We start from the raw sequence: 17,994 nt of genomic DNA on the forward strand, positions 1-17,994 counted from the left end.
CCCCGCGGCCGCCCAGGCATGCCGCGCGAGCTCGTTGCGGACCAGCACCATGGCGTCGGCCCGGCGCCCGCCGAGCGCGGCGAAACGGTCCTCGGCCGCGGACAGCAGCGCCCCGCCGATGCCCCTTCGGCGGTGGTCCGGGTGGACGGCGAAGCGGTACGGATGGCAGCGCCAGCCGTCGAACCCCGCGATCACCGTGCCGACCAGGTCACCACCGTCCTCGGCGAGGATCATCGCCTCGGGATCGCGGGCGACGAGACGCTCGACGCCCGCACGGTCGTCGCTGACGCTGGTGCCCTCGGCGGCGGTCTTCCAGAAGGCGAGTACGGCGTCCAGGTCATCGGGGCCGGCGGCCCTGATACGCAGTTCGTTCATGACGGCCATCCCACCATCGGGGCCGCGCCCGTGACCACGTGTTTTGCCATCCGGACGCCACGCTCGGCCCCGTGGGAGGCACCGGCCCGCGTGCGAACCCGCCGTCCCCCGTGGTGTGGCACCGGCCCGCGTGCGAACCCGCCGTCCCCCGTGGTGTGGCACCGGCCCGCGTGTGAACCCGCCGTCCCACGATCGGCGCCGTGCGAGGCAAACTGCCCTCCCGCCCGTGGCTCCCCGGGCTATTCGTCCCGGTCGAGCGCGGGACGCCGTGCCACCCCGAGCACGCATGGCGACGACGGCGCCGGGATGCCCCGCTCCGGCACCCTCAGGCGGCGGTGGCCGACCATCTCGAAGCCCGCCGCCTCGATCGCGCCCAACGGGTCGCGCGCCGTGTGGCAGCCGCCGAACAGCATCGGCCACACCGTGCGGTCAAGCCCCCGCTGCACGGTGGCGAGCACCCCGCCCTGCGCCCTGCCGTGCTCGAAGAAACGCAGCTCACCGCCGGGTCGCAGCACGCGGCGGATCTCGCTGAGCGCGCGCGGCAGGTCGCGGACCGAACACAGCACGAGGGAGGCGACCGCCGCGTCGAACGCCTCGCTCTTGACCGGCAGCGCCTCCGCCGCGCCCGGGACCACGTCCACCGGGACCTCGACCTCGAGCGCCGCCCGGACCGCCAACTGCCTTAGCGTGCGCTCCGGTTCGAGTGCCACCACTTCGGACACGGCCGCGGGATAGTGCGCGAAGTTGAGCCCGTTGCCGGCGCCGATCTCGATGACGCGCCCCGACAGCCCGTCGAGCAGCTCTGCGCGGTGCCGGGCGATCCCGGCCTTCAGGTCGACCGCCTCGCTGTAGCGGGCGTAGAAGCGGGCGAACACCGGATGGTGCACGGCATCCGGGGCGAGCTTGGTGCGCGGCGCCATGTCGGACCTCCTGAGCCTGCGGACCCCTACCGGCATTGTCCCCGCGCCGAGCCGGCTCACCTGTCCGCGTACACCCATACCGGCTTACGGACGCGCCGGCCCCGCTCACGGTCTGGGGGACACCCAACCCGCTCGCGGACGCGCATCACGCCCGGTCACCCCTCCGCGGACTCCACGAAGCAGAACTCGTTCCCCTCCGGATCCCGCATCACCTGGAAGGCCCCCTGCGCGTCGGTCACCGTCGTGCCCACCGGGCGTGCCCCGCGTCGCACGGCCGCCGCCCGCGCCCGGCCCACGTCCTCGACCGCGAGGTCCAGGTGCAGCCGGTTCTTCGCGGCCTTCACCTCCGGCACCTTCTGGAAGGCGAGCCGGGGCGCGTCCGGCGGGTCGACATGGGCCCAGGAGGCGTCCCGGACCACCGGGCGCCCGCCGAGCAGCGCGGCCCAGAACCGGGCGAGCCGCCCCGGGTCGGCGCAATCCACGACGAGCTGCCCGAGGCGGGCCCGTAACACTGCCATCAGATACTCCAAACGCCGCCGAGTGCCGGGGCGAGCCAACGGGCCGCCCGGATACGGAAGTCGGTGGGCGCCAGCCGTCCGGCGCCCTCGGGCACGGTGCCGAGCAAGGGTGCACCGGCGGACTCCGGCAGGTCCACCAGATTGCATCGCGAGGCGAGATCGGGCTCGGCGGGCCAGCTACCGACGACGACCCCGGCGAACTCGATGCCGCGGGCCCGCAGGGCCTCGCCGGTCAGGGCCGTCGAGTTGAGTGTGCCCAGTCCGGCGGGCGCCACCACCACCACGGGCGCGCCGAGGATCCGGGCGGCGTCCGCGAGGGTGCCGCCCGCCTCGTCGAAGCGGACCAGGAGCCCGCCCGCGCCCTCGACCAGGACCAGATCGTGCTCGGTGGCCAGCTTCGCCGCAGCCTCGGCCACCTCGGCGGGGCCGACCGGCGCCATGTCTGCCCGCCGGGCCGCCGTGGCGGGTGCCAACGGCTCGGGGAACCGGGCCAGTTCGGCCCCCGTCACCGCCTCGCCCGCCAAGCGCCGCACCTCGGCCACGTCACCGGGCTCGCCGGGCGCGACCCCCGTCTGAGCGGGCTTGAGCACCGCCACCGACCGGCCGCCGGCGAGCGCAACGGCCGCGATCGCCGCCGTGGTGATGGTCTTGCCGATCTCGGTCCCCGTACCGCTCACGACCAGAATCGTCATCTCAGCCCTCCCGCGCCGCCGCGCACACAGCACGGCAGATACGCGCCAGATCGTCGTCGCCCGTCACATAGGGTGGCATCGTGTAGATCAAGTCGCGGAACGGCCGCAGCCACACGCCCTCGCGCACGGCGGCCGCCGTCGCGGCCCTCATGTCCACGTCGTGATCCAGCTGGACCACGCCGATGGCGCCGAGCACCCGAACATCGCGTACGCCCTCGATCGGGCGGGCCGCGCCGAGACCGTCGCGCAGCCCTGCCTCGATCCGCTTCACCTCGCCGCGCCAGTCCTGGCCGAGCAGCAGGTCGATCGAGGCGAGCGCCACCGACGCGGCCAGCGGATTGCCCATGAACGTCGGGCCGTGGGCGAGTACCGGGACCTCGCCCGACGAGATGCCGTCGGCGACCCGGCTGGTGCAGAGCGTCGCCGCCATCGAGAGATAACCGCCGGTCAGCGCCTTGCCGACGCACATCACATCCGGCGAGACCACCGCGTGATCAGCCGCGAACAGTTCCCCGGTGCGGCCGAAACCGGACGCGATCTCGTCGAGGACGAGCAGCACGCCGTGCTCGTCGCACGCCTCGCGCAGCACCCGCAGATACTGCGGCGAGTGGAAGCGCATGCCGCCCGCGCCCTGCACCACCGGCTCCACGATGACCGCGGCGAGCTCGTCGGCGTGGAGCGCGATCGTCTCGCGCAGCTCACGGGCGTACGACTCGTCGAACTCCGCGGGCGGGGCCCCCACGAACAGCTGCCGGGGCAGCAGGCCCTGCCACAGCTCGTGCATCCCGCCCTCGGGGTCGCACACCGACATGGGCTGCCAGGTGTCACCGTGGTAGCCGCCACGCCAGGTCATGAGCCGCTGCTTGCGGGGCTGCCCCACCGAGCGCCAGTACTGAAGGCACATCTTCACGGCGACCTCGACCGAGACCGAGCCGGAGTCGCTGAGGAAGACGTGCTGGAGCGGGCCCGGCGTGATCTCGACGAGCCGGGCGGCGAGCCGCACCGCGGGCTCGTGGGTGAGCCCGCCGAACATGACGTGGCTCATCCGGTCGAGCTGGGCACGGGCCGCCTCGTTGAGCACCGGGTGGTTGTAGCCGTGCACGGCCGACCACCACGACGCCATGCCGTCGATCAACTCGCTGTGCCCGTACGCCGGTTCGGCCAGGCGCAGCCGTACACCCGACGCCGACTCCACCAGGAGCTGCTCCTGGCGACCCGGCATCGGACCGTAGGGATGCCAGACGTGCCGGCGGTCGAGATCGAGCAGGTGCGCGGGGGAGAGGTCAGGCATTGGGCGCGAGATCCGTCCCCGCGCCGCGGCGGCGCACGGCCACCAGGTCCGTACGCGCCTGATCCGTACGCGTCTGGTCCGTACGCACCTGGTCCGTACGCGCCTGGTCGGCGGGAGCCTGCTCGGCCGGCTCGGGAGCGCCGTGGCCCCCGCAGGGCCCGCAGCCGCCGCCCTCGTGGGAACCACAGGCGCCGCCCTCGTGCGAGCCGCAGCCGGCGGCCGACGTGCCGCAGCCCGACGCGGAGGCGGACGTGCCGCAGCCCGCGGCGGCGAGCGCGTCGGCGCGGTGCTGGGGAAGGGTCGTGGTGCCCGCGCCCTCCACCTCGAACCCGGCGTCGGCGATCATGTCGAGGTCGGCCTGCCCCGCCTGGCCCTCACTGGTGAGGTAGTCGCCCAGGAAGATCGAGTTGACCAGGTGCAGGGCGAGCGGCTGCATCGAGCGCAGATGCACCTCGCGGCCGCCCGCGAGCCGCACCTCGACATCCGGGCACACGAACCGGGTCATGGCGAGAATGCGCAGACAGCGCTGCGGGGTGAGGTTCCACTCCTTGCCGAGCGGGGTGCCCTCGAAGGGGATCAGGAAGTTCACCGGCACCGAGTCCGGGTCGAGCTCGCGCAGCGAGAAGACCACGTCCACCAAGTCCTCGTCGGACTCGCCCATGCCCGCGATCAGGCCCGAGCAGGCGGAAAGGCCCGCGTCGTGCGCCTTGGTCACGGTGTCCACGCGGTCCTGGTAGGTGTGCGTGGAGGTGATGTCCCCGTACGTCGCCTCGGACGTGTTCAGGTTGTGGTTGTACGCGTCCGCGCCCGCCGCGCGCAGCCGCTCGGCCTGGCCGTCGGAGAGCAGTCCGAGGCAGGCGCAGACCTCGACCCCCTCGTTCTGCTCCTTGATCGTCTCGATGGTCTCCGAGACGCGGGTGATGTCGCGGTCGGTGGGGCCGCGGCCGCTCGCCACCAGGCAGACCCGCTTCGCGCCGCCCGCCACACCGGCGGCCGCGGCCTTCGAGGCCTCGTCGGGCTTGAGCCAGGTGTATTTGAGGATGTCGGCCTTGGAGCCGAGCCGCTGGGAGCAGTACGAACAGTCCTCGGGGCACAGGCCCGACTTCAGGTTGACCAGATAGTTCAGCTTCACCCGGCGGCCGAACCACTGGCGGCGCACCTTGCCGGCCGCGGCCACCACATCGAGCAGTTCGTCGTCGGAGGTCGCCAGTACGGCGAGTGCCTCTTCGCGGGTCGGCAGTTCGCGCCGCAACCCCTTGTCCACCAGCGTGTTCAGCAGGTCCATGGCGCCGATCTTCGCGCACGGCACCGCCCCTGGCCAAGGTAGGGATCCCACAACACAGCCCGTTTGAGGTGTGTGTATCGCCACACCATGACCAGTCATGGCACCGGCTAGGGTCTGTCGGCAGCCTACAAAAGGGACTCCACCATGTTGCGAGCGCCGTTCGACTGGATCGACAGGGAATCGGAGCGCCGCGAGCGCGCCGGTCTGGTCCGCACGCTCCGGCCGCGCGACGCCGACCAGGACCTCCTCGACCTGGCGGGCAACGACTACCTCGGGCTCACCCGGCACCCGGCGGTCACGGCCGCAGCGGCCGACGCCGCGCACCGCTGGGGCGCCGGCGCCACCGGCTCCCGCCTGGTGACGGGCACCACCGCGCTCCACACGGAGCTGGAGCGCGAGCTCGCCGACTTCTGCGGCTTCGAGGCCGCGCTCGTCTTCTCCTCCGGATACGCGGCGAACCTGGCGGCCCTGACCGCGCTCGGCCCGCACGGCTCCCTGATCGTCTCCGACGCCGCCAACCACGCCTCCATCGTCGACGGCTGCCGGCTCGCCCGGGCCCGTACGGAGGTCGTGCCACACGCCGACCCCGAAGCTGTCCGCAAGGCTCTCGACGCCCACGGCGGCCCCGCCCTCGCGGTGTCGGACTCGGTGTTCTCGGTCGACGGCGACGCCGCGCCGCTGGCTCAACTGGCTGTGCACTGCCGGGAGTTCGGGGCTGCGCTCGTAGTGGACGACGCCCATGGGCTCGGGGTGCTCGGCGCCGGCGGCCGCGGCGCTCTGCACGCGGCCGGGCTCGCGGGCGCGGACGACGTCGTCGCCACCGTGACGTTGTCGAAGTCGCTCGGCAGCCAGGGCGGCGCCGTCCTCGGGCCCGCCCGGGTCCTGCGGCACCTGGTGAACGCGGCGCGCACCTTCATCTTCGACACCGGGCTCGCGCCCGCGGCGGCCGGCGGCGCACTCGCCGCACTGCGGCTGCTGCGCGCTGAGCCCGAGCTCGCGGCCCGGGCCCGCGCCGTCGCCGCCGAACTGCACGGCAGGCTCACCGCCGCGGGGCACACAGCGGTACGCCCCGACGCCGCGGTGGTCTCCGTGCGGGCCCCGTCTCCGGAGGCGGCGGTGGCCTGGGCGGCCGACTGCCGTGAAGCAGGCCTGGTGGTCGGCTGTTTCCGCCCGCCGTCGGTGCCGGACGGCATCTCACGGATCCGGCTCACCGCACGGGCCGACCTGACGTCTCGGCAGATCGGCACGGCGGTGGACGCGATCCTGAGGACCGCGCCCACGACGTGACATACGGGATGTGCCGCATGACGGGATGGGGCGCACGACGTGAGGTGAGGTTCGACGTGATGGGGCGTACGTCGTGAGGTGGCCTACGACGTGAGGTGACGTGTCGTCAACTCGCCTCGTCCATCAGTGAGATGAAGCGTCGCCAGGCCAGGTCGCCGAAGAGCAGCGCGGGCCCGTCGATCCGTTGGGAGTCACGCACGGCAAGCAGCTCGCCCTTGAGCCGAGCCGTCTCGACACAGTTGTTCATGCCCACGCTACGGCTGCTGCGCCGCCACGAGGCATGGGTGAGGGATGTACTGGAAGGAACGTGCGCGGGATGCGCGGACATCTTGCCTCCCCACTCGCCACGAACCGGCCCGGTTACTCCCGGGCCGCCCTGGCGATGAGATCCAACGAGTCCTCGGAGGAAAGCGCGAGTGCCTGGACGGTCTGGAACGCGGCACTGTACGCCTCAAGGTCTTCTCTCCGTTCGAGGTAGAGGCTACTCGTCAAGTGGTCGATAACCACCACGTCCAGATCGGAAATGGCCGGAAACGAAAAAATAAGAAAGGGGCCGGTCAACCCCACATATCCGCCGTGGTGGAACGGGATGACCTGCAACCGGACGTGGTCGAGCGCGGCCACATCGAGCAGATGCCGCAACTGCTCGCGCATGGCCGCACGGCCGCCCACCCGCCGGCGCACCACCGCCTCGTCGATGACCGCGCCGAGCACCAGCGGGGGATCGGCGCGCAGCACCTCCTGACGGGCGATCCGCACCTCCACCAGGGAGTCGACCTTCGCCGGTGGGAGTTCCGCGAGCGCGGCCCGCGTCATCGCCCGCGCGTACGCCGGTGTCTGGAGCAGGCCGGGCACCACCGACGTCTCCAGGGTGCGGGCCGAACGTGCCTGCGCCTCCAGGCTGATGAAGTCGCGGTACTGGGGCGGCAGCAGCCCGCTGTACGCGCGCGCCCATGCCACCCCGCCGCTCTCCGCCGAATCCGCCAACGCACCCAACATGGCGCGAAGTTGAGGGTCAGGGACCTCGTAGGCATCGAGCAGCCGGGCCACGTCCGCCGGCTTCACCCCGCTGCGACCGGTCTCGATCCGGCTCACCTTCGACTGGTGCCAGCCGACCAGAGCGGCCGCCTCCCCGCTGGTGAGCCCCACCCGGTCGCGTAACCGGCGCAACTCCTCACCGAGCTTGCGTCTGCGCACCACCGGTCCGTGCCCCATGGTCGCCTCCTTCGCCTCCGGCGATGGGTAAGTGTGAGCCCAAATCCGGTCTGTCGTGGCAGAGTTCACCGCTTCGAGCGACAGATATATGCATATCTTGGTGGATCGCACCCGAGACCGGCACGATGAGTGGCACTCTGGCGCGAAGCACAGTCCGAGGCCGACATCGTCTGCGCGAGCGCTCATCCGCTACGAGACCTCAGCCGGCCCGGGTGGGAAAGGGACAGCGTCGCCATGGCAGACCATCTCGAAGCAACCGTCACGCTGCCGAGCGATCCCGCCTCGGTCTCCGACGCGCGGCGCCACGTCGCCGGGGTCCTCGCCGACTGGGGCCTGCCGCCCGACGCCGAAGCCGTCGACACGGTGCGGCTCATCGTCTCGGAGCTCGCCACCAACGCCGTGCAGCACACCCTCGGTCAGTCGCCCACCTTCACGGTGGAGCTCCGACTCGAACGCGAGGAGGTGCTGAGGGTGGGGGTCACCGACAGTCACCCGCGCTGGCCGAAACGATTGCCCGCCGCCGTTCAGCAGGACAACGGCCGGGGCATGGTCATCATCCGCTGGCTCGCCGCCGAGTCCGGCGGCAAGCTGTCGGTCGTGCCCACGGCCGACGGCGGCAAGACGGTCTGGATCGCCCTGCCGTGGCGGGCGGGGACGGCGGCGGCACAGAGCGGCTAGGGGTGTCTGGCGGATCATGGCCGGGGGCGCCACGCGGGGAAGTGCTGCCCGGAGCCGGCCCTCGCCAGGTCAGCCCACGCGCCCGTACCAGACGCTGTGACTCCAGATCCGCTCGAGGCGCACCACCGTGCCGGTCTTGGGTGAGTGCCAGATCCTGCCCTCCCCGGCGTAGATGCCCACGTGGTACACGCTGCCTCCGGAGTGGAAGAACACCAGGTCGCCGGCCTTGCGCGAGGAAGCCGCCACATGCCGGGAGGTGTTGTACTGCTGCTGCGCCGAGCGGGGCAGCCTGCGGCCCGCCTGCTTGAACGAGTACAGCGTGAGCCCCGAGCAGTCGAAGCGGGACGGACCCGACGCGCCGTACTGGTAGGGCGATCCCTTCTTCGACGCGGCCACGTGGAGCGCCCTCGCGGCCACCGCGGCGGCGTTCGCCTCGGGCGCGGTACCCGGTGCCAGCGTCGTGGCGCTCACAGCGAGGGTGAGGGCACAGACGGTGCCCAGCCGGACGGCCAGGGACGGTACGTATGTCTGCGCGGTCATGCGCAACCCTTCGTCAAACCGCCTGCGAAGGATGACCTGTCGGGTTCGGACTGGCGAAGACGCCCGGCCGCTCGCACGGCTTCACCCCGAGGGAGGGCCGGCTGCCCGGCTCTCCCGAAGTACTCGGGTCCTCCACTCCTGCCGGTCCACTCCTGTCGACCAGACGTCCGGAACGGCGGCAGGACTCGGCGTCCGCCCGGACCGCCCCGCCGCGGTGGCGGGGGCTTGTCGTCTCAGGGATCTTCACGCACCGACTGTCGTATTTCCGACCCGAAACGGCGTTGTGTGAGGCTGCTCACCAATGAACCGTTTGGGTGGACAAGCGCGCTTCGACACCTCCGCGAAAGGGGCTGACGAGCCTCGTACCAGCAACGGAAGGATCGATTCCGCATAGTTGGCAGACGCCGTGAGCAACTCCTGAGGGCCGGGGAAAGGAGGTGCGGGTGGGCCGATCGGGGGTACTCCTTCTGGTCCGTTTCGCCTGCTCGTTGAGCGCGTCGGACGCCCCTTGCTCCGTTCGGTGTTCTCAACCCGCCCTCGGTGGCGGCAGCGTGAGCCGCCCCGCCCGGCGCTCGCCGTCCAGCACGCGCAGCGCCCGCGTCAGCGTGCCTGCGTCCACCCGCTCCTCCCCGCGCCCATGCATCAGCGTGAGCGCGTCCCTGAGCGCTGCGGCCCGGCCCACCAGAGCCTGGGCCGCGCGCAGCGCGCCGTAGGTGTCGTGGCCATGGGCCGGGTTGATGCGGCCGAGCAGGTCGACCACTTCGAGATAGGAGTCGATGAACGCGCCCTCGGCGCGCGTGAGCGCGGGCAGTGGCGGAAGTTCGGGCGGCAGCACCGCGGTTCACCTCCCTTGCGAGGAGGCCTTGCGGCTGACAAGCACGTGGTCGGCGATTCCGTACGCCACGGCGGCCTCCGCGTCGAGCACCAGGTCCCGCTCGATGTCGGATGCCACCTGCTCGGCGGTCCGCCCCGTATAGCCGGCCAGAAGATCCGTCAGAACCGCCCGGCCGCGCAGCACTTCGACAGCCTGGATCTCCAGGTCGGAGGGCTGGCCGCGCAGCGGCTCCTCCAGGGCCGGCTGGCGCAGCAGCACCCGGGACGCCGGCTGCACCATGCGCTTGCCCGGCGTACCGGCCGCGAGCAGCACCGCGGCCACGGCGCTCACCTGGCCCAAGCAGAACGTCTGCACGTCGCAGGTGACGAACTGCATCGCGTCGTGGATCGCGGTCATCGCGGTGAGCGAGCCGCCGGGCGAGTTGATGTAGAGCGAGATGTCCCGGTCCGGATCGGTGTACTCCAGGTGCATGAACTGGGCCATCACATCGTTGGCCGAGGCGTCGTCGACCGGGGTACCCAGGAAGACGATCCGCTCCTCGAAGAGCTTGGAGTACGGATCGAGCGTGCGGACGCCGACGGACGTGCGCTCCTGGAACTGGGGCAGGACATAGCGGGCGGTAGGGCGGTGGTTCATCACGCGTACCTCTTCTCGGCGGACCCGAAGGCGTCCGTAAAAAATGTACAGGACGTACGGATTGCTCTGAGCTTCTGCCCGTCCGGAGGCAGAAGCAAGGGACAAGCCCCGGTTTTCGCTGACAGCGAGCGGTGAAGCCGGGCCCGGGAAACGGGTGCGGTCGCCGCCCGAAGCGTTCGGCCCGCTGTGACCTGCGGATACAAGCCGTCCCGCAGAGCCCGGTGCCGTATGGGGGGCGGAGTCTAAGCTGGGTGCATGGCCTACGAGATTCCGGTGACGCAAGCCCGCGCAGAGCTCGCGGAGCTGATCAACCGCGTGGTGTACGGCGGGGAGCGGGTCGTGGTGACGCGCCACGGCAAGCCGCTGGTTGCCCTGGTGTCCGCCGCCGACCTGGAGAAGCTGGAGGCCGACCGGCAGCAGGCGGAGGAGCAGGTGGCGAGCTCGCTCTCCTCCGTGCACCACATGACGCCGGTGGCCCCCGCCGAGCACCGCCGCTTCGGGATCGCCGCCGAACACCGCGGCCCGCACCTCGGCGACTGACCCGCGGGGCCGCAGAGCCGCCTCCCATGGCGGGTGGTCCGAGCGCCGGCCGAACCCCGCGCTCTCCGCGCCGGCCGAACCCCGCGCTCTCCGCGCCGGCCGAGCCCGGCGCACTTCGGTCCGCCCGAGCCGCGCTCTCAGGTCCGCCCGAGCCCGGCGCACTTCGGTCCGCCCGGGCCCGTGCTCTTAGGTCCGCACGGAAAGGTGCCCCCTGCACCCTTCGGTGGGGCGTGTCGTTCCGCTTCGATGATCATGTGTTCTTAAAGCGTCAGTTAACGTGCTGGAAAAACTTCCGCCCTAACGTGCAATGCCTGGCCAAGGGGCCCGGAGATGGCGTTCAACAAGTTGTTGCAGTCGGATACGGTTCCGCTGCGTCCGAGTGGAAGAGCCCCCCGTTCCGACCGGTCTCCGCCTCGACGCCGCTGGGTCCGTGCACGGCTGTCCGTGGACGGTAGGCACGACTGTGAGGTGGGAAGCGTGCAACTGACGCCGCACGAGCAGGAACGTCTGCTCATCCATGTAGCCGCCGACGTGGCGGAGAAGCGCAGAGCCCGCGGGGTGAAGCTCAACCACCCCGAGTCCGTCGCCCTCATCACCTCGCACATCCTCGAAGGGGCCCGGGACGGCCGCACGGTCGCCGAACTCATGGCGTCCGGACGGAAGTTGCTCTCCCGGAACGATGTGATGCCGGGCATCCCGGAGATGATCCACGACGTCCAGGTCGAGGCGACCTTCCCCGACGGCACCAAGCTCGTCACCGTCCACGAACCGATCGTCTGACGGGGGGAGCGCCGTGATTCCCGGAGAGATCCTCTTCGATGACACCCCCATCGTTCTCAACGAGGGCCGTGAGACCGTCCGGCTGACCGTCGTGAACGCCGCCGACCGACCCGTCCAGGTCGGCTCCCACTACCACTTCGCCGAGGCAAATCCCGGCCTCGATTTCGACCGTACGGTTGCCCGGGGCAAGCGACTGCACATCGCCGCCGGCACCGCCGTCCGGTTCGAGCCCGGTATCCCCGTCGATGTGGAACTAGTCCCGCTGGCCGGACGGCGCATCGTGCCGGGCCTGCGTGCAGAGACCGAAGGCGCCCTTGATGACTGACCTCGACCGAGCCGTCTACGCCGACCTGTTCGGCCCCACCACCGGCGACCGCGTCCGGCTCGCCGACACCGACCTCCTCGTCGAGATCGAGGAGGACCGCTCGGGCGGGCCCGGACGCTCCGGCGACGAGGCGGTGTTCGGCGGCGGCAAGGTGATCCGCGAGTCCATGGGGCAGGCGCGGACCACCCGCGCCGAAGGCGCCCCCGACACCGTTGTCACGGGCGCCGTGATCATCGACCACTGGGGCATCATCAAGGCCGACATCGGCATCCGCGACGGCCGGATCACCGGCATCGGCAAGGCCGGAAACCCCGACACGATGAACGGCGTCCACCCCGACCTCGTGATCGGGCCCGAAACCGAGATCATCGCCGGCAACGGAAAGATCCTCACCGCGGGCGCCGTCGACACCCATGTCCACTTCATCTCGCCCACCCTCATCGACCAGGCGCTCTCCACCGGCATCACCACCCTGGTCGGCGGCGGCACCGGACCCGCCGAGGGCTCCAAGGCCACCACCGTCACGCCGGGACCCTGGCACCTGGCCCGTATGTTCGCCGCCCTGGAGAACGCGCCCGTCAACATCGGGCTGCTCGGCAAGGGCAACACGATGTCCCGTGAGGCCATGCACTCACAGCTGCGCGGCGGCGCGCTGGGGTTCAAGATCCACGAGGACTGGGGCGCCACGCCCGCCGTCATCGACGCCTGCCTGAGCGTCTGTGAGGAGACCGGCGCCCAACTCGCCATCCACACCGATACGTTGAACGAGGCGGGCTTCGTCGCCGACACCCTCGCCGCCATCGCCGGCCGCTCCATCCACTCGTACCACACCGAGGGCGCGGGCGGCGGTCACGCCCCCGACATCATCACCGTCGTCTCGCAGCCCAACGTGCTGCCCAGCTCCACCAATCCGACCCGCCCGCACACCGTCAACACCATCGAGGAACACCTCGACATGCTGATGGTCTGTCACCACCTCAACCCCGCCGTGCCGGAGGACCTGGCCTTCGCCGAGTCCCGCATCCGTCCCTCCACCATCGCGGCCGAGGACTTCCTGCACGACATGGGCGCCATCTCGATCATCTCCTCCGACGCGCAGGCGATGGGCCGGATCGGCGAGGTCGTGCTGCGGACCTGGCAGACCGCGCACGTCATGAAGGTGCGGCGCGGCGCGCTCGCGGGCGACGGGCGGGCCGACAACCACCGCGTCCGTCGCTATGTCGCCAAGTACACGATCAACCCGGCCGTCGCCCAGGGCCTCGACCACGAGATCGGGTCCGTGGAGACCGGCAAGCTCGCCGACCTCGTCCTGTGGGAGCCCGCCTTCTTCGGCGTCAAGCCGCAGCTCGTCATCAAGGGCGGCCAGATCGCGTACGCGCAGATGGGCGACGCCAACGCGTCGATCCCCACCCCCCAGCCGATCCTGCCCCGGCCCATGTTCGGCGCGCAGGGCCGGGCGCCCGCCGCCAACTCCCTCAACTTCGTCTCCTCGGCCGCCATCGAGGACGGACTTCCCGAACGGCTCGGCCTCGGCAAGGAGTTCGTGGCGATCAAGAACACCCGGCGGGTCGGCAAGGCGGACATGCGCGAAAACGACGCGCTGCCCGATGTCACCGTCGATCCGGACACGTTCACCGTGACCATCGACGGGGACGTGGTGGAGCCCGCCCCCGCCGCCGAACTGCCCATGGCTCAGCGGTACTTCCTCTTCTGACGGGCTGGCATCACATGAGTCGCGCTGCCCTGCTCGTCCTCGCTGACGGCCGCTTCCCCGCCGGCGGCCACGCCCACTCGGGCGGGGCCGAAGCGGCCGTCAAAGCGGGACGCATCCGCACCCCGGCCGACCTCGCGGGATTCTGCCGGGGCCGGCTGCACACCGCGGGCCTCACCTCCGCCGCGCTCGCCGCGGCGGCCGCGGCCGGCCTCGACCCCCTCGCCCTCGACGAGGCCGCCGACGCCCGCACCCCGTCACCCGCCCTGCGCACCACCGCCCGCAAGCTGGGCCGCCAGATGATGCGGGCGGCCCGCGCGACCTGGCCGAGCGGCGAACTCGACGCCCTTGCCGCGGCGCGTCCGCGCGGCGCGCACCAGCCGATCGTGCTCGGTCTCGCCGCGCGAGCGGCGGGACTCGGACCCGAGGACGCGGCGCACTGCGTGGCGTACGAAATGGTCAGCGGGCCGGCCACGGCGGCGGTACGGCTGCTGAGCCTCGACCCGTTCGACGCCACGGCCGTCCTCGCCCGGCTCGCGCCCGAGCTGGACGACGTGGCCCGGCGGGCGGCCGTCGCCGCGGCGGAGGCGGTGGTGGAGGGGTTCGACGCGCTGCCCGCGGCGTCGGCTCCGCTGCTCGATGTCATGGCGGAGGTGCATGCGGCTTGGCCCGTGCGGCTGTTCGCGTCGTAGGAGTGGCTCCCTCCGTCCGGGGGCTCCGCCCCCCGTCCCCCGTCTTGCGGGCTCGGCCCCCGCTCCCGACCTGGGGGCTCCCGCCCCCAGACCCCCGGTCGCGCCTGAAGGGCGCTCGTCCTCAAACGCCGGACGGGCTGAGGTTGCCCCGGGGTCTGCTGATCCCGAGGGCTGCCCGCAGCTCGCCGGACGGGCTGAGGTTGCCCCGGGGTCTGCTGATCCCGAGGGTTGTCCGCAGCTCGTCGGACGGGCTGCGGTTGCCCTGGGGTCTGCTGATCCCGAGGGTTGCCCGCTGCTCGTCGGACGGGCTGAGGTTGCCCGGGTCCGCCCTGGCGCCCGAACGGGCGGGGTGGGCCGGGCCCCCGTAACAACCACCAACGCCTCTGCCAGGCAAGGGCGTTGATTCGACTCTCCGTTGCCCACTCTTTGTCACTCACCCAGGAGACCCCATGCACCTCGGCCACTCCCACGAAGGTTCCGGCGCCGTCAGCGCCGACGCCCGCCGTTCCGACGGGTCGCGGCGTGCGCTGCGGGTCGGGCTGGGCGGGCCCGTCGGGTCCGGGAAGACCGCGACGGTCGCCGCGCTCTGCCGCGCCCTGCGCGACCAGCTCTCCATCGCCGTCGTCACCAACGACATCTACACCCGCGAGGACGCCGCCTTCCTGCTGCGCAACGCCGTGCTGCCGCCCGAGCGGATCCAGGCCGTGGAGACCGGCGCCTGCCCGCACACCGCGATCCGCGACGACATCTCCGCCAACCTCGAAGCCGTCGAGGACCTGGAGGACGCCGTCGGGCCGCTCGATCTCATCCTCGTAGAGTCCGGTGGCGACAACCTCACCGCCACCTTCTCCAAGGGGCTCGTCGACGCCCAGATCTTCGTCATCGACGTGGCCGGTGGCGACGACATCCCGCGCAAGGGCGGCCCGGGCGTCACCACCGCCGATCTCCTTGTGATCAACAAGACCGACCTCGCCCCGTACGTCGGCTCCGACCTCGACCGCATGGCCCGGGACGCCAAGGAGCAGCGAGCTGAACTCCCCGTCGTCTTCCAGTCGTTGAGGTCCGAGACCGGCGTCGCCGACGTCGCCGCGTGGGTCGGCGAGAAGCTCGCGGCATGGCAGGCGTGACCCTCGGCGCGGCAGGGCTGCGCGCCACCGCCCGCATCGTCGCCACCCCCGAAGGGCTGCCCGTCCTCGAAGGCGCGGGTCCGCTCGCCCTGCGCCGCACCCGCGCCCGGGGCCCGTACCACCGGGTCACCGTCGTCGGCGCGATGAGCGCCCCGCTCGGTGGCGACCGGCTCGCGCTGGAAGCCGAAGTACGGTGCGGGACACGGCTCGACGTCGACTCGGCGGCCGCCACCATCGCGCTGCCCGGCCGGGGCGGTGAGCGGGCCCACTACGGCGTACGGCTCACCGTGGCCGACGGGGGTGAGTTGCGCTGGCTCCCCGAACAGCTCATCTCCGTACGCGGCAGCGACCTCAGGATGCGCACCCGGATCGATCTCGCGCCCGGCGCCCGCCTCATCTTCCGCGAGGAGCAGGTGCTCGGCCGGCACGGCGAACCCCCCGGCACGCTCACCACCCGGCTCACCGTGCACCGCGCCGGCCGGCCCCTCCTCGACCAGGAGCTGGCCTTCGGGCCCGGCGCGCCGGGCGGCTGGGACGGGGGAGCGGTCCTTGGCGGTCACCGCGCGGCGGGTCAACTCCTGGTGGTGGGACCGGAGTTCACCGACCGGCCCGCCGAGGCCCGGCTGCTCGGCGAGGACGTGGTGCTCACCCCGCTCGCCGGCCCCGGCTTCCTCGTCACGGCGCTCGCCCCGGACGCCCGCCTGGTGCGCCGGGCCCTCGACGACGTACTGCGCACACACCTCCTGCCCTCCCGGTGACCGCTCAGCGGAACCTCCGATCCGGCTATCGGTTCGGTAAAGAAACGCCTGCTCGGGTTGTGCACAGGGGGCTCACAGACGAAAGGATCCCCCGACAGGCCCGAACGCAGCGCTGAGCTGAACAGCGCACTTCAGCAGGGGGAGGTACCACTTGAGACGCACCGCAGTGCTCGGCTCGGCCGGCACACTGATCGCGGGCACGCTGATGGTGGGCGCGATAGCGGCCCCGGTCGCCAACGCCGACAACCGCGACCACGGTTGGTCCGAGGCGCGTGGCGTACAGGTCGCGGCCGACCGTGCGGCCGAGCAGGGCATCAGCTGGACCGACTGCCCCGCCGACTGGGCCATCGCCAAGCCCGTCCAGTGCGGCTACGTCAGCGTCCCGCTCGACTACGCGCGGCCCAACGGCAAGCAGATCAAGCTCGCCGTCGACCGCATCGGGAACACCGGCACCAAGGCCGAGCGCCAGGGCGCCCTGATCTACAACCCCGGCGGCCCCGGCGGCTCCGGCATGGCCTTCCCGACCCGGGTGGCCAAGAAGAACCCGCTGTGGACCAACACCTCCAAGGCGTACGACTTCGTGGGCTTCGACCCGCGTGGCGTCGGGCACTCGACGCCGATCTCCTGCGTCGACCCGCAGGAGTACGCCAAGGGCCCCAAGGCCGACCCGGTCCCGGACACCGAGGCCGACAAGCGCGTCCAGCGCAAGCTCGCCGCCGAGTACGCGGACGGCTGCGCCGAGCGCAGCGGCTGGATGCTGCCGTACATGACCACCCCGAACACCGCCCGCGACCTGGACGTCATCCGCGCCGCGCTCGGTGAGAAGAAGCTCAACTACCTGGGCGTCTCCTACGGCACCTACCTGGGCGCGGTCTACGGCACCCTGTTCCCCTCGCACGTCCGCCGCATGATCGTGGACAGCGTGGTCAACCCGGACCAGGACAACATCTGGTACCAGGCCAACCTGGAGCAGGACGTCGCCTTCCAGGCCCGCTGGAACGAGTGGGAGGACTGGGTCGCCAAGTACGACGCCACCTTCCACCTCGGCACCACCCGGGCCCAGGTCGAGGCGCAGTGGCTGAAGCTGCGCGCCGACGCCAAGAAGAGCCCCCTCGACGGCAAGGTCGGCCCGGCCGAGCTGCTCGGCTTCTTCCAGAAGGCCCCGTACTACGACTCGTACTGGGTGCCGGTCGCCAAGGCGCTCAGCGCCTACGCGGCGGGTGACAGCAAGCCGGTCGTCGCGGCCGCCGCCTCCGACATGACGGACATCGCAGGCAACATCGCCTCCGAGAACGGCAACGCCGTCTACACCGCCATCGAGTGCGCGGACGCCAAGTGGCCGACCAGCTGGCACAAGTGGGACCGTGACAACACCCGCTTGAACAAGGACTACCCATTCCTGACCTGGTCCAACGCCTGGATGAACCTGCCGTGCGCCACCTGGCCCACCAAGCAGCAGAACCACCCGGTCAAGGTCAAGACCGGCAAGGGGCTCCCACAGGTCCTGATCGTGCAGTCCACCAACGACGCCGCCACCCCGTTCCATGGCGCCGTCGAACTGCACAAGGCCTTCAAGAACTCGCGCCTCGTCATCGAGAAGGGCGCCGGTTCCCACGGTGTGACCGGTCTCGTCAACCCGTGCATCAACTCGCGCGTGGACGACTACCTGCTCACCGGCAAGACCGACCGCGCGGACTTCACATGCACCCCGCACGCGACTCCCGTGCCGTAACTCCGGTGCCGTAACTCCGGTGTCGTAAAAGGTAGTTGATCGCGAAGGGCGGCCGGA

General features: G+C 71.5%; 21 protein-coding genes and 1 riboswitch. Of the genes, 10 read left to right on the top strand and 11 right to left on the bottom strand.

All coding sequences use genetic code 11. The features are described 5' to 3' along the window. From AB0D31_RS23190 to bioB, 6 genes are all read right to left on the bottom strand, one after another. On the bottom strand, positions 1-375 hold a 375-nt coding region (locus AB0D31_RS23190; protein WP_362726220.1), incomplete at its 3' end, for a GNAT family N-acetyltransferase. 239 nt (positions 376-614) lie between these two features. Continuing rightward, positions 615-1,295 (bottom strand): class I SAM-dependent methyltransferase, encoded by a 681-nt coding sequence (locus AB0D31_RS23195; RefSeq protein ID WP_362726223.1) that lies wholly within the window; start codon positions 1,293-1,295, stop codon positions 615-617. Positions 1,296-1,450: 155 nt separating this feature from the next. Next, on the bottom strand, positions 1,451-1,813 hold the full coding sequence (locus AB0D31_RS23200) for a VOC family protein (protein WP_362726225.1): 363 nt from the start codon (positions 1,811-1,813) through the stop codon (positions 1,451-1,453). Continuing rightward, positions 1,813-2,505 (bottom strand): dethiobiotin synthase, encoded by a 693-nt coding sequence (gene bioD / locus AB0D31_RS23205; protein ID WP_362726228.1) that lies wholly within the window; start codon positions 2,503-2,505, stop codon positions 1,813-1,815. The genes AB0D31_RS23200 and bioD overlap by 1 nt, the downstream gene beginning before the upstream one ends. 1 nt (position 2,506) lies before the next feature. After that, a complete protein-coding gene (locus AB0D31_RS23210) occupies positions 2,507-3,796 on the bottom strand; it encodes an adenosylmethionine--8-amino-7-oxononanoate transaminase (protein WP_362726231.1) in 1,290 nt (429 codons plus the stop codon). Then, on the bottom strand, positions 3,789-5,081 hold the full coding sequence (gene bioB / locus AB0D31_RS23215; RefSeq protein ID WP_362726234.1) for a biotin synthase BioB: 1,293 nt from the start codon (positions 5,079-5,081) through the stop codon (positions 3,789-3,791). Before bioB ends, AB0D31_RS23210 begins: the two co-directional genes overlap by 8 nt. Positions 5,082-5,225: 144 nt before the next feature. Here bioB and AB0D31_RS23220 point away from each other — a divergent pair, with 144 nt between their 5' ends. Further along, positions 5,226-6,368 (top strand): 8-amino-7-oxononanoate synthase, encoded by a 1,143-nt coding sequence (locus AB0D31_RS23220; protein ID WP_362726237.1) that lies wholly within the window; start codon positions 5,226-5,228, stop codon positions 6,366-6,368. A 106-nt stretch (positions 6,369-6,474) separates the two neighbouring features. On the opposite strand, the gene AB0D31_RS23225 is transcribed toward AB0D31_RS23220, so the two are convergent. Continuing rightward, entirely contained in the window at positions 6,475-6,696 is a 222-nt protein-coding gene (locus AB0D31_RS23225; RefSeq protein WP_362726239.1) for a DUF397 domain-containing protein, read from the bottom strand. A gap of 32 nt (positions 6,697-6,728) precedes the next feature. Further along, positions 6,729-7,583, bottom strand: coding sequence for a helix-turn-helix transcriptional regulator (locus AB0D31_RS23230; protein WP_362726241.1), 855 nt, complete (start codon positions 7,581-7,583; stop codon positions 6,729-6,731). Positions 7,584-7,817: 234 nt separating this feature from the next. On the opposite strand from AB0D31_RS23230, the gene AB0D31_RS23235 reads away from it, so the two are divergent. Further along, positions 7,818-8,261: an ATP-binding protein gene (locus tag AB0D31_RS23235; protein ID WP_362726244.1), complete on the top strand. Its 444-nt coding sequence runs from the start codon at positions 7,818-7,820 to the stop codon at positions 8,259-8,261. A 69-nt stretch (positions 8,262-8,330) separates the two neighbouring features. Here AB0D31_RS23235 and AB0D31_RS23240 read toward each other — a convergent pair whose 3' ends face one another. The 3 genes from AB0D31_RS23240 to AB0D31_RS23250 all read right to left on the bottom strand — a co-directional run bounded on the left by AB0D31_RS23240 (position 8,331) and on the right by AB0D31_RS23250 (position 10,272). After that, positions 8,331-8,801, bottom strand: a complete 471-nt coding sequence (locus tag AB0D31_RS23240; RefSeq protein ID WP_362726247.1) for a C40 family peptidase — start codon at positions 8,799-8,801, stop codon at positions 8,331-8,333. Positions 8,802-8,805: 4 nt separating this feature from the next. Continuing rightward, positions 8,806-8,989, bottom strand: a riboswitch (cyclic di-AMP (ydaO/yuaA leader). A 338-nt stretch (positions 8,990-9,327) separates the two neighbouring features. After that, positions 9,328-9,636: a hypothetical protein gene (locus AB0D31_RS23245; protein WP_362726250.1), complete on the bottom strand. Its 309-nt coding sequence runs from the start codon at positions 9,634-9,636 to the stop codon at positions 9,328-9,330. Between the two features lie 6 nt (positions 9,637-9,642). Next, positions 9,643-10,272: an ATP-dependent Clp protease proteolytic subunit gene (locus AB0D31_RS23250; RefSeq protein WP_362726253.1), complete on the bottom strand. Its 630-nt coding sequence runs from the start codon at positions 10,270-10,272 to the stop codon at positions 9,643-9,645. 255 nt (positions 10,273-10,527) lie between these two features. On the opposite strand from AB0D31_RS23250, the gene AB0D31_RS23255 reads away from it, so the two are divergent. The 8 genes from AB0D31_RS23255 to AB0D31_RS23290 all read left to right on the top strand — a co-directional run bounded on the left by AB0D31_RS23255 (position 10,528) and on the right by AB0D31_RS23290 (position 17,937). Next, positions 10,528-10,812, top strand: coding sequence for a type II toxin-antitoxin system Phd/YefM family antitoxin (locus AB0D31_RS23255; protein WP_362726256.1), 285 nt, complete (start codon positions 10,528-10,530; stop codon positions 10,810-10,812). A gap of 477 nt (positions 10,813-11,289) precedes the next feature. Beyond that, the gene (locus AB0D31_RS23260; RefSeq protein ID WP_362726259.1) at positions 11,290-11,592 is read left to right on the top strand and encodes an urease subunit gamma; all 303 of its coding nucleotides are present in this window, start codon (positions 11,290-11,292) and stop codon (positions 11,590-11,592) included. 13 nt (positions 11,593-11,605) lie between these two features. After that, the gene (locus AB0D31_RS23265; protein WP_362726262.1) at positions 11,606-11,917 is read left to right on the top strand and encodes an urease subunit beta; all 312 of its coding nucleotides are present in this window, start codon (positions 11,606-11,608) and stop codon (positions 11,915-11,917) included. Beyond that, positions 11,910-13,631: an urease subunit alpha gene (locus tag AB0D31_RS23270; RefSeq protein WP_362726264.1), complete on the top strand. Its 1,722-nt coding sequence runs from the start codon at positions 11,910-11,912 to the stop codon at positions 13,629-13,631. The genes AB0D31_RS23265 and AB0D31_RS23270 overlap by 8 nt, the downstream gene beginning before the upstream one ends. A gap of 14 nt (positions 13,632-13,645) precedes the next feature. After that, positions 13,646-14,320: an urease accessory UreF family protein gene (locus AB0D31_RS23275; protein WP_362726266.1), complete on the top strand. Its 675-nt coding sequence runs from the start codon at positions 13,646-13,648 to the stop codon at positions 14,318-14,320. Positions 14,321-14,769: 449 nt separating this feature from the next. Continuing rightward, positions 14,770-15,447, top strand: coding sequence for an urease accessory protein UreG (gene ureG / locus AB0D31_RS23280; protein ID WP_362726268.1), 678 nt, complete (start codon positions 14,770-14,772; stop codon positions 15,445-15,447). Beyond that, on the top strand, positions 15,435-16,205 hold the full coding sequence (locus AB0D31_RS23285) for an urease accessory protein UreD (RefSeq protein ID WP_362726271.1): 771 nt from the start codon (positions 15,435-15,437) through the stop codon (positions 16,203-16,205). The genes ureG and AB0D31_RS23285 overlap by 13 nt, the downstream gene beginning before the upstream one ends. 205 nt (positions 16,206-16,410) lie before the next feature. Continuing rightward, positions 16,411-17,937, top strand: coding sequence for an alpha/beta hydrolase (locus tag AB0D31_RS23290; protein WP_362726383.1), 1,527 nt, complete (start codon positions 16,411-16,413; stop codon positions 17,935-17,937). Positions 17,938-17,994 lie beyond the last annotated feature (57 nt).

The sequence above is a fragment of the Streptomyces sp. NPDC048361 genome, from assembly GCF_040651795.1.
In the GTDB taxonomy this organism is placed as follows: Bacteria; Actinomycetota; Actinomycetes; order Streptomycetales; family Streptomycetaceae; genus Streptomyces.

Excerpts from the sequence above, each read along its gene's own strand:
- AB0D31_RS23195 (WP_362726223.1), bottom strand. The coding sequence starts at position 1,295 with ATGGCGCCGCGCACCAAGCTCGCCCCGGATGCCGTGCACCATCCGGTG.
- AB0D31_RS23200 (WP_362726225.1), bottom strand. The coding sequence starts at position 1,813 with ATGGCAGTGTTACGGGCCCGCCTCGGGCAGCTCGTCGTGGATTGCGCC.
- bioD (WP_362726228.1), bottom strand. The coding sequence starts at position 2,505 with ATGACGATTCTGGTCGTGAGCGGTACGGGGACCGAGATCGGCAAGACC.
- AB0D31_RS23210 (WP_362726231.1), bottom strand. The coding sequence starts at position 3,796 with ATGCCTGACCTCTCCCCCGCGCACCTGCTCGATCTCGACCGCCGGCAC.
- bioB (WP_362726234.1), bottom strand. The coding sequence starts at position 5,081 with ATGGACCTGCTGAACACGCTGGTGGACAAGGGGTTGCGGCGCGAACTG.
- AB0D31_RS23220 (WP_362726237.1), top strand. The coding sequence starts at position 5,226 with ATGTTGCGAGCGCCGTTCGACTGGATCGACAGGGAATCGGAGCGCCGC.
- AB0D31_RS23225 (WP_362726239.1), bottom strand. The coding sequence starts at position 6,696 with ATGTCCGCGCATCCCGCGCACGTTCCTTCCAGTACATCCCTCACCCAT.
- AB0D31_RS23230 (WP_362726241.1), bottom strand. The coding sequence starts at position 7,583 with ATGGGGCACGGACCGGTGGTGCGCAGACGCAAGCTCGGTGAGGAGTTG.
- AB0D31_RS23235 (WP_362726244.1), top strand. The coding sequence starts at position 7,818 with ATGGCAGACCATCTCGAAGCAACCGTCACGCTGCCGAGCGATCCCGCC.
- AB0D31_RS23240 (WP_362726247.1), bottom strand. The coding sequence starts at position 8,801 with ATGACCGCGCAGACATACGTACCGTCCCTGGCCGTCCGGCTGGGCACC.
- AB0D31_RS23250 (WP_362726253.1), bottom strand. The coding sequence starts at position 10,272 with ATGAACCACCGCCCTACCGCCCGCTATGTCCTGCCCCAGTTCCAGGAG.
- AB0D31_RS23255 (WP_362726256.1), top strand. The coding sequence starts at position 10,528 with ATGGCCTACGAGATTCCGGTGACGCAAGCCCGCGCAGAGCTCGCGGAG.
- AB0D31_RS23270 (WP_362726264.1), top strand. The coding sequence starts at position 11,910 with ATGACTGACCTCGACCGAGCCGTCTACGCCGACCTGTTCGGCCCCACC.
- AB0D31_RS23275 (WP_362726266.1), top strand. The coding sequence starts at position 13,646 with ATGAGTCGCGCTGCCCTGCTCGTCCTCGCTGACGGCCGCTTCCCCGCC.
- ureG (WP_362726268.1), top strand. The coding sequence starts at position 14,770 with ATGCACCTCGGCCACTCCCACGAAGGTTCCGGCGCCGTCAGCGCCGAC.
- AB0D31_RS23285 (WP_362726271.1), top strand. The coding sequence starts at position 15,435 with ATGGCAGGCGTGACCCTCGGCGCGGCAGGGCTGCGCGCCACCGCCCGC.
- AB0D31_RS23290 (WP_362726383.1), top strand. The coding sequence starts at position 16,411 with ATGGTGGGCGCGATAGCGGCCCCGGTCGCCAACGCCGACAACCGCGAC.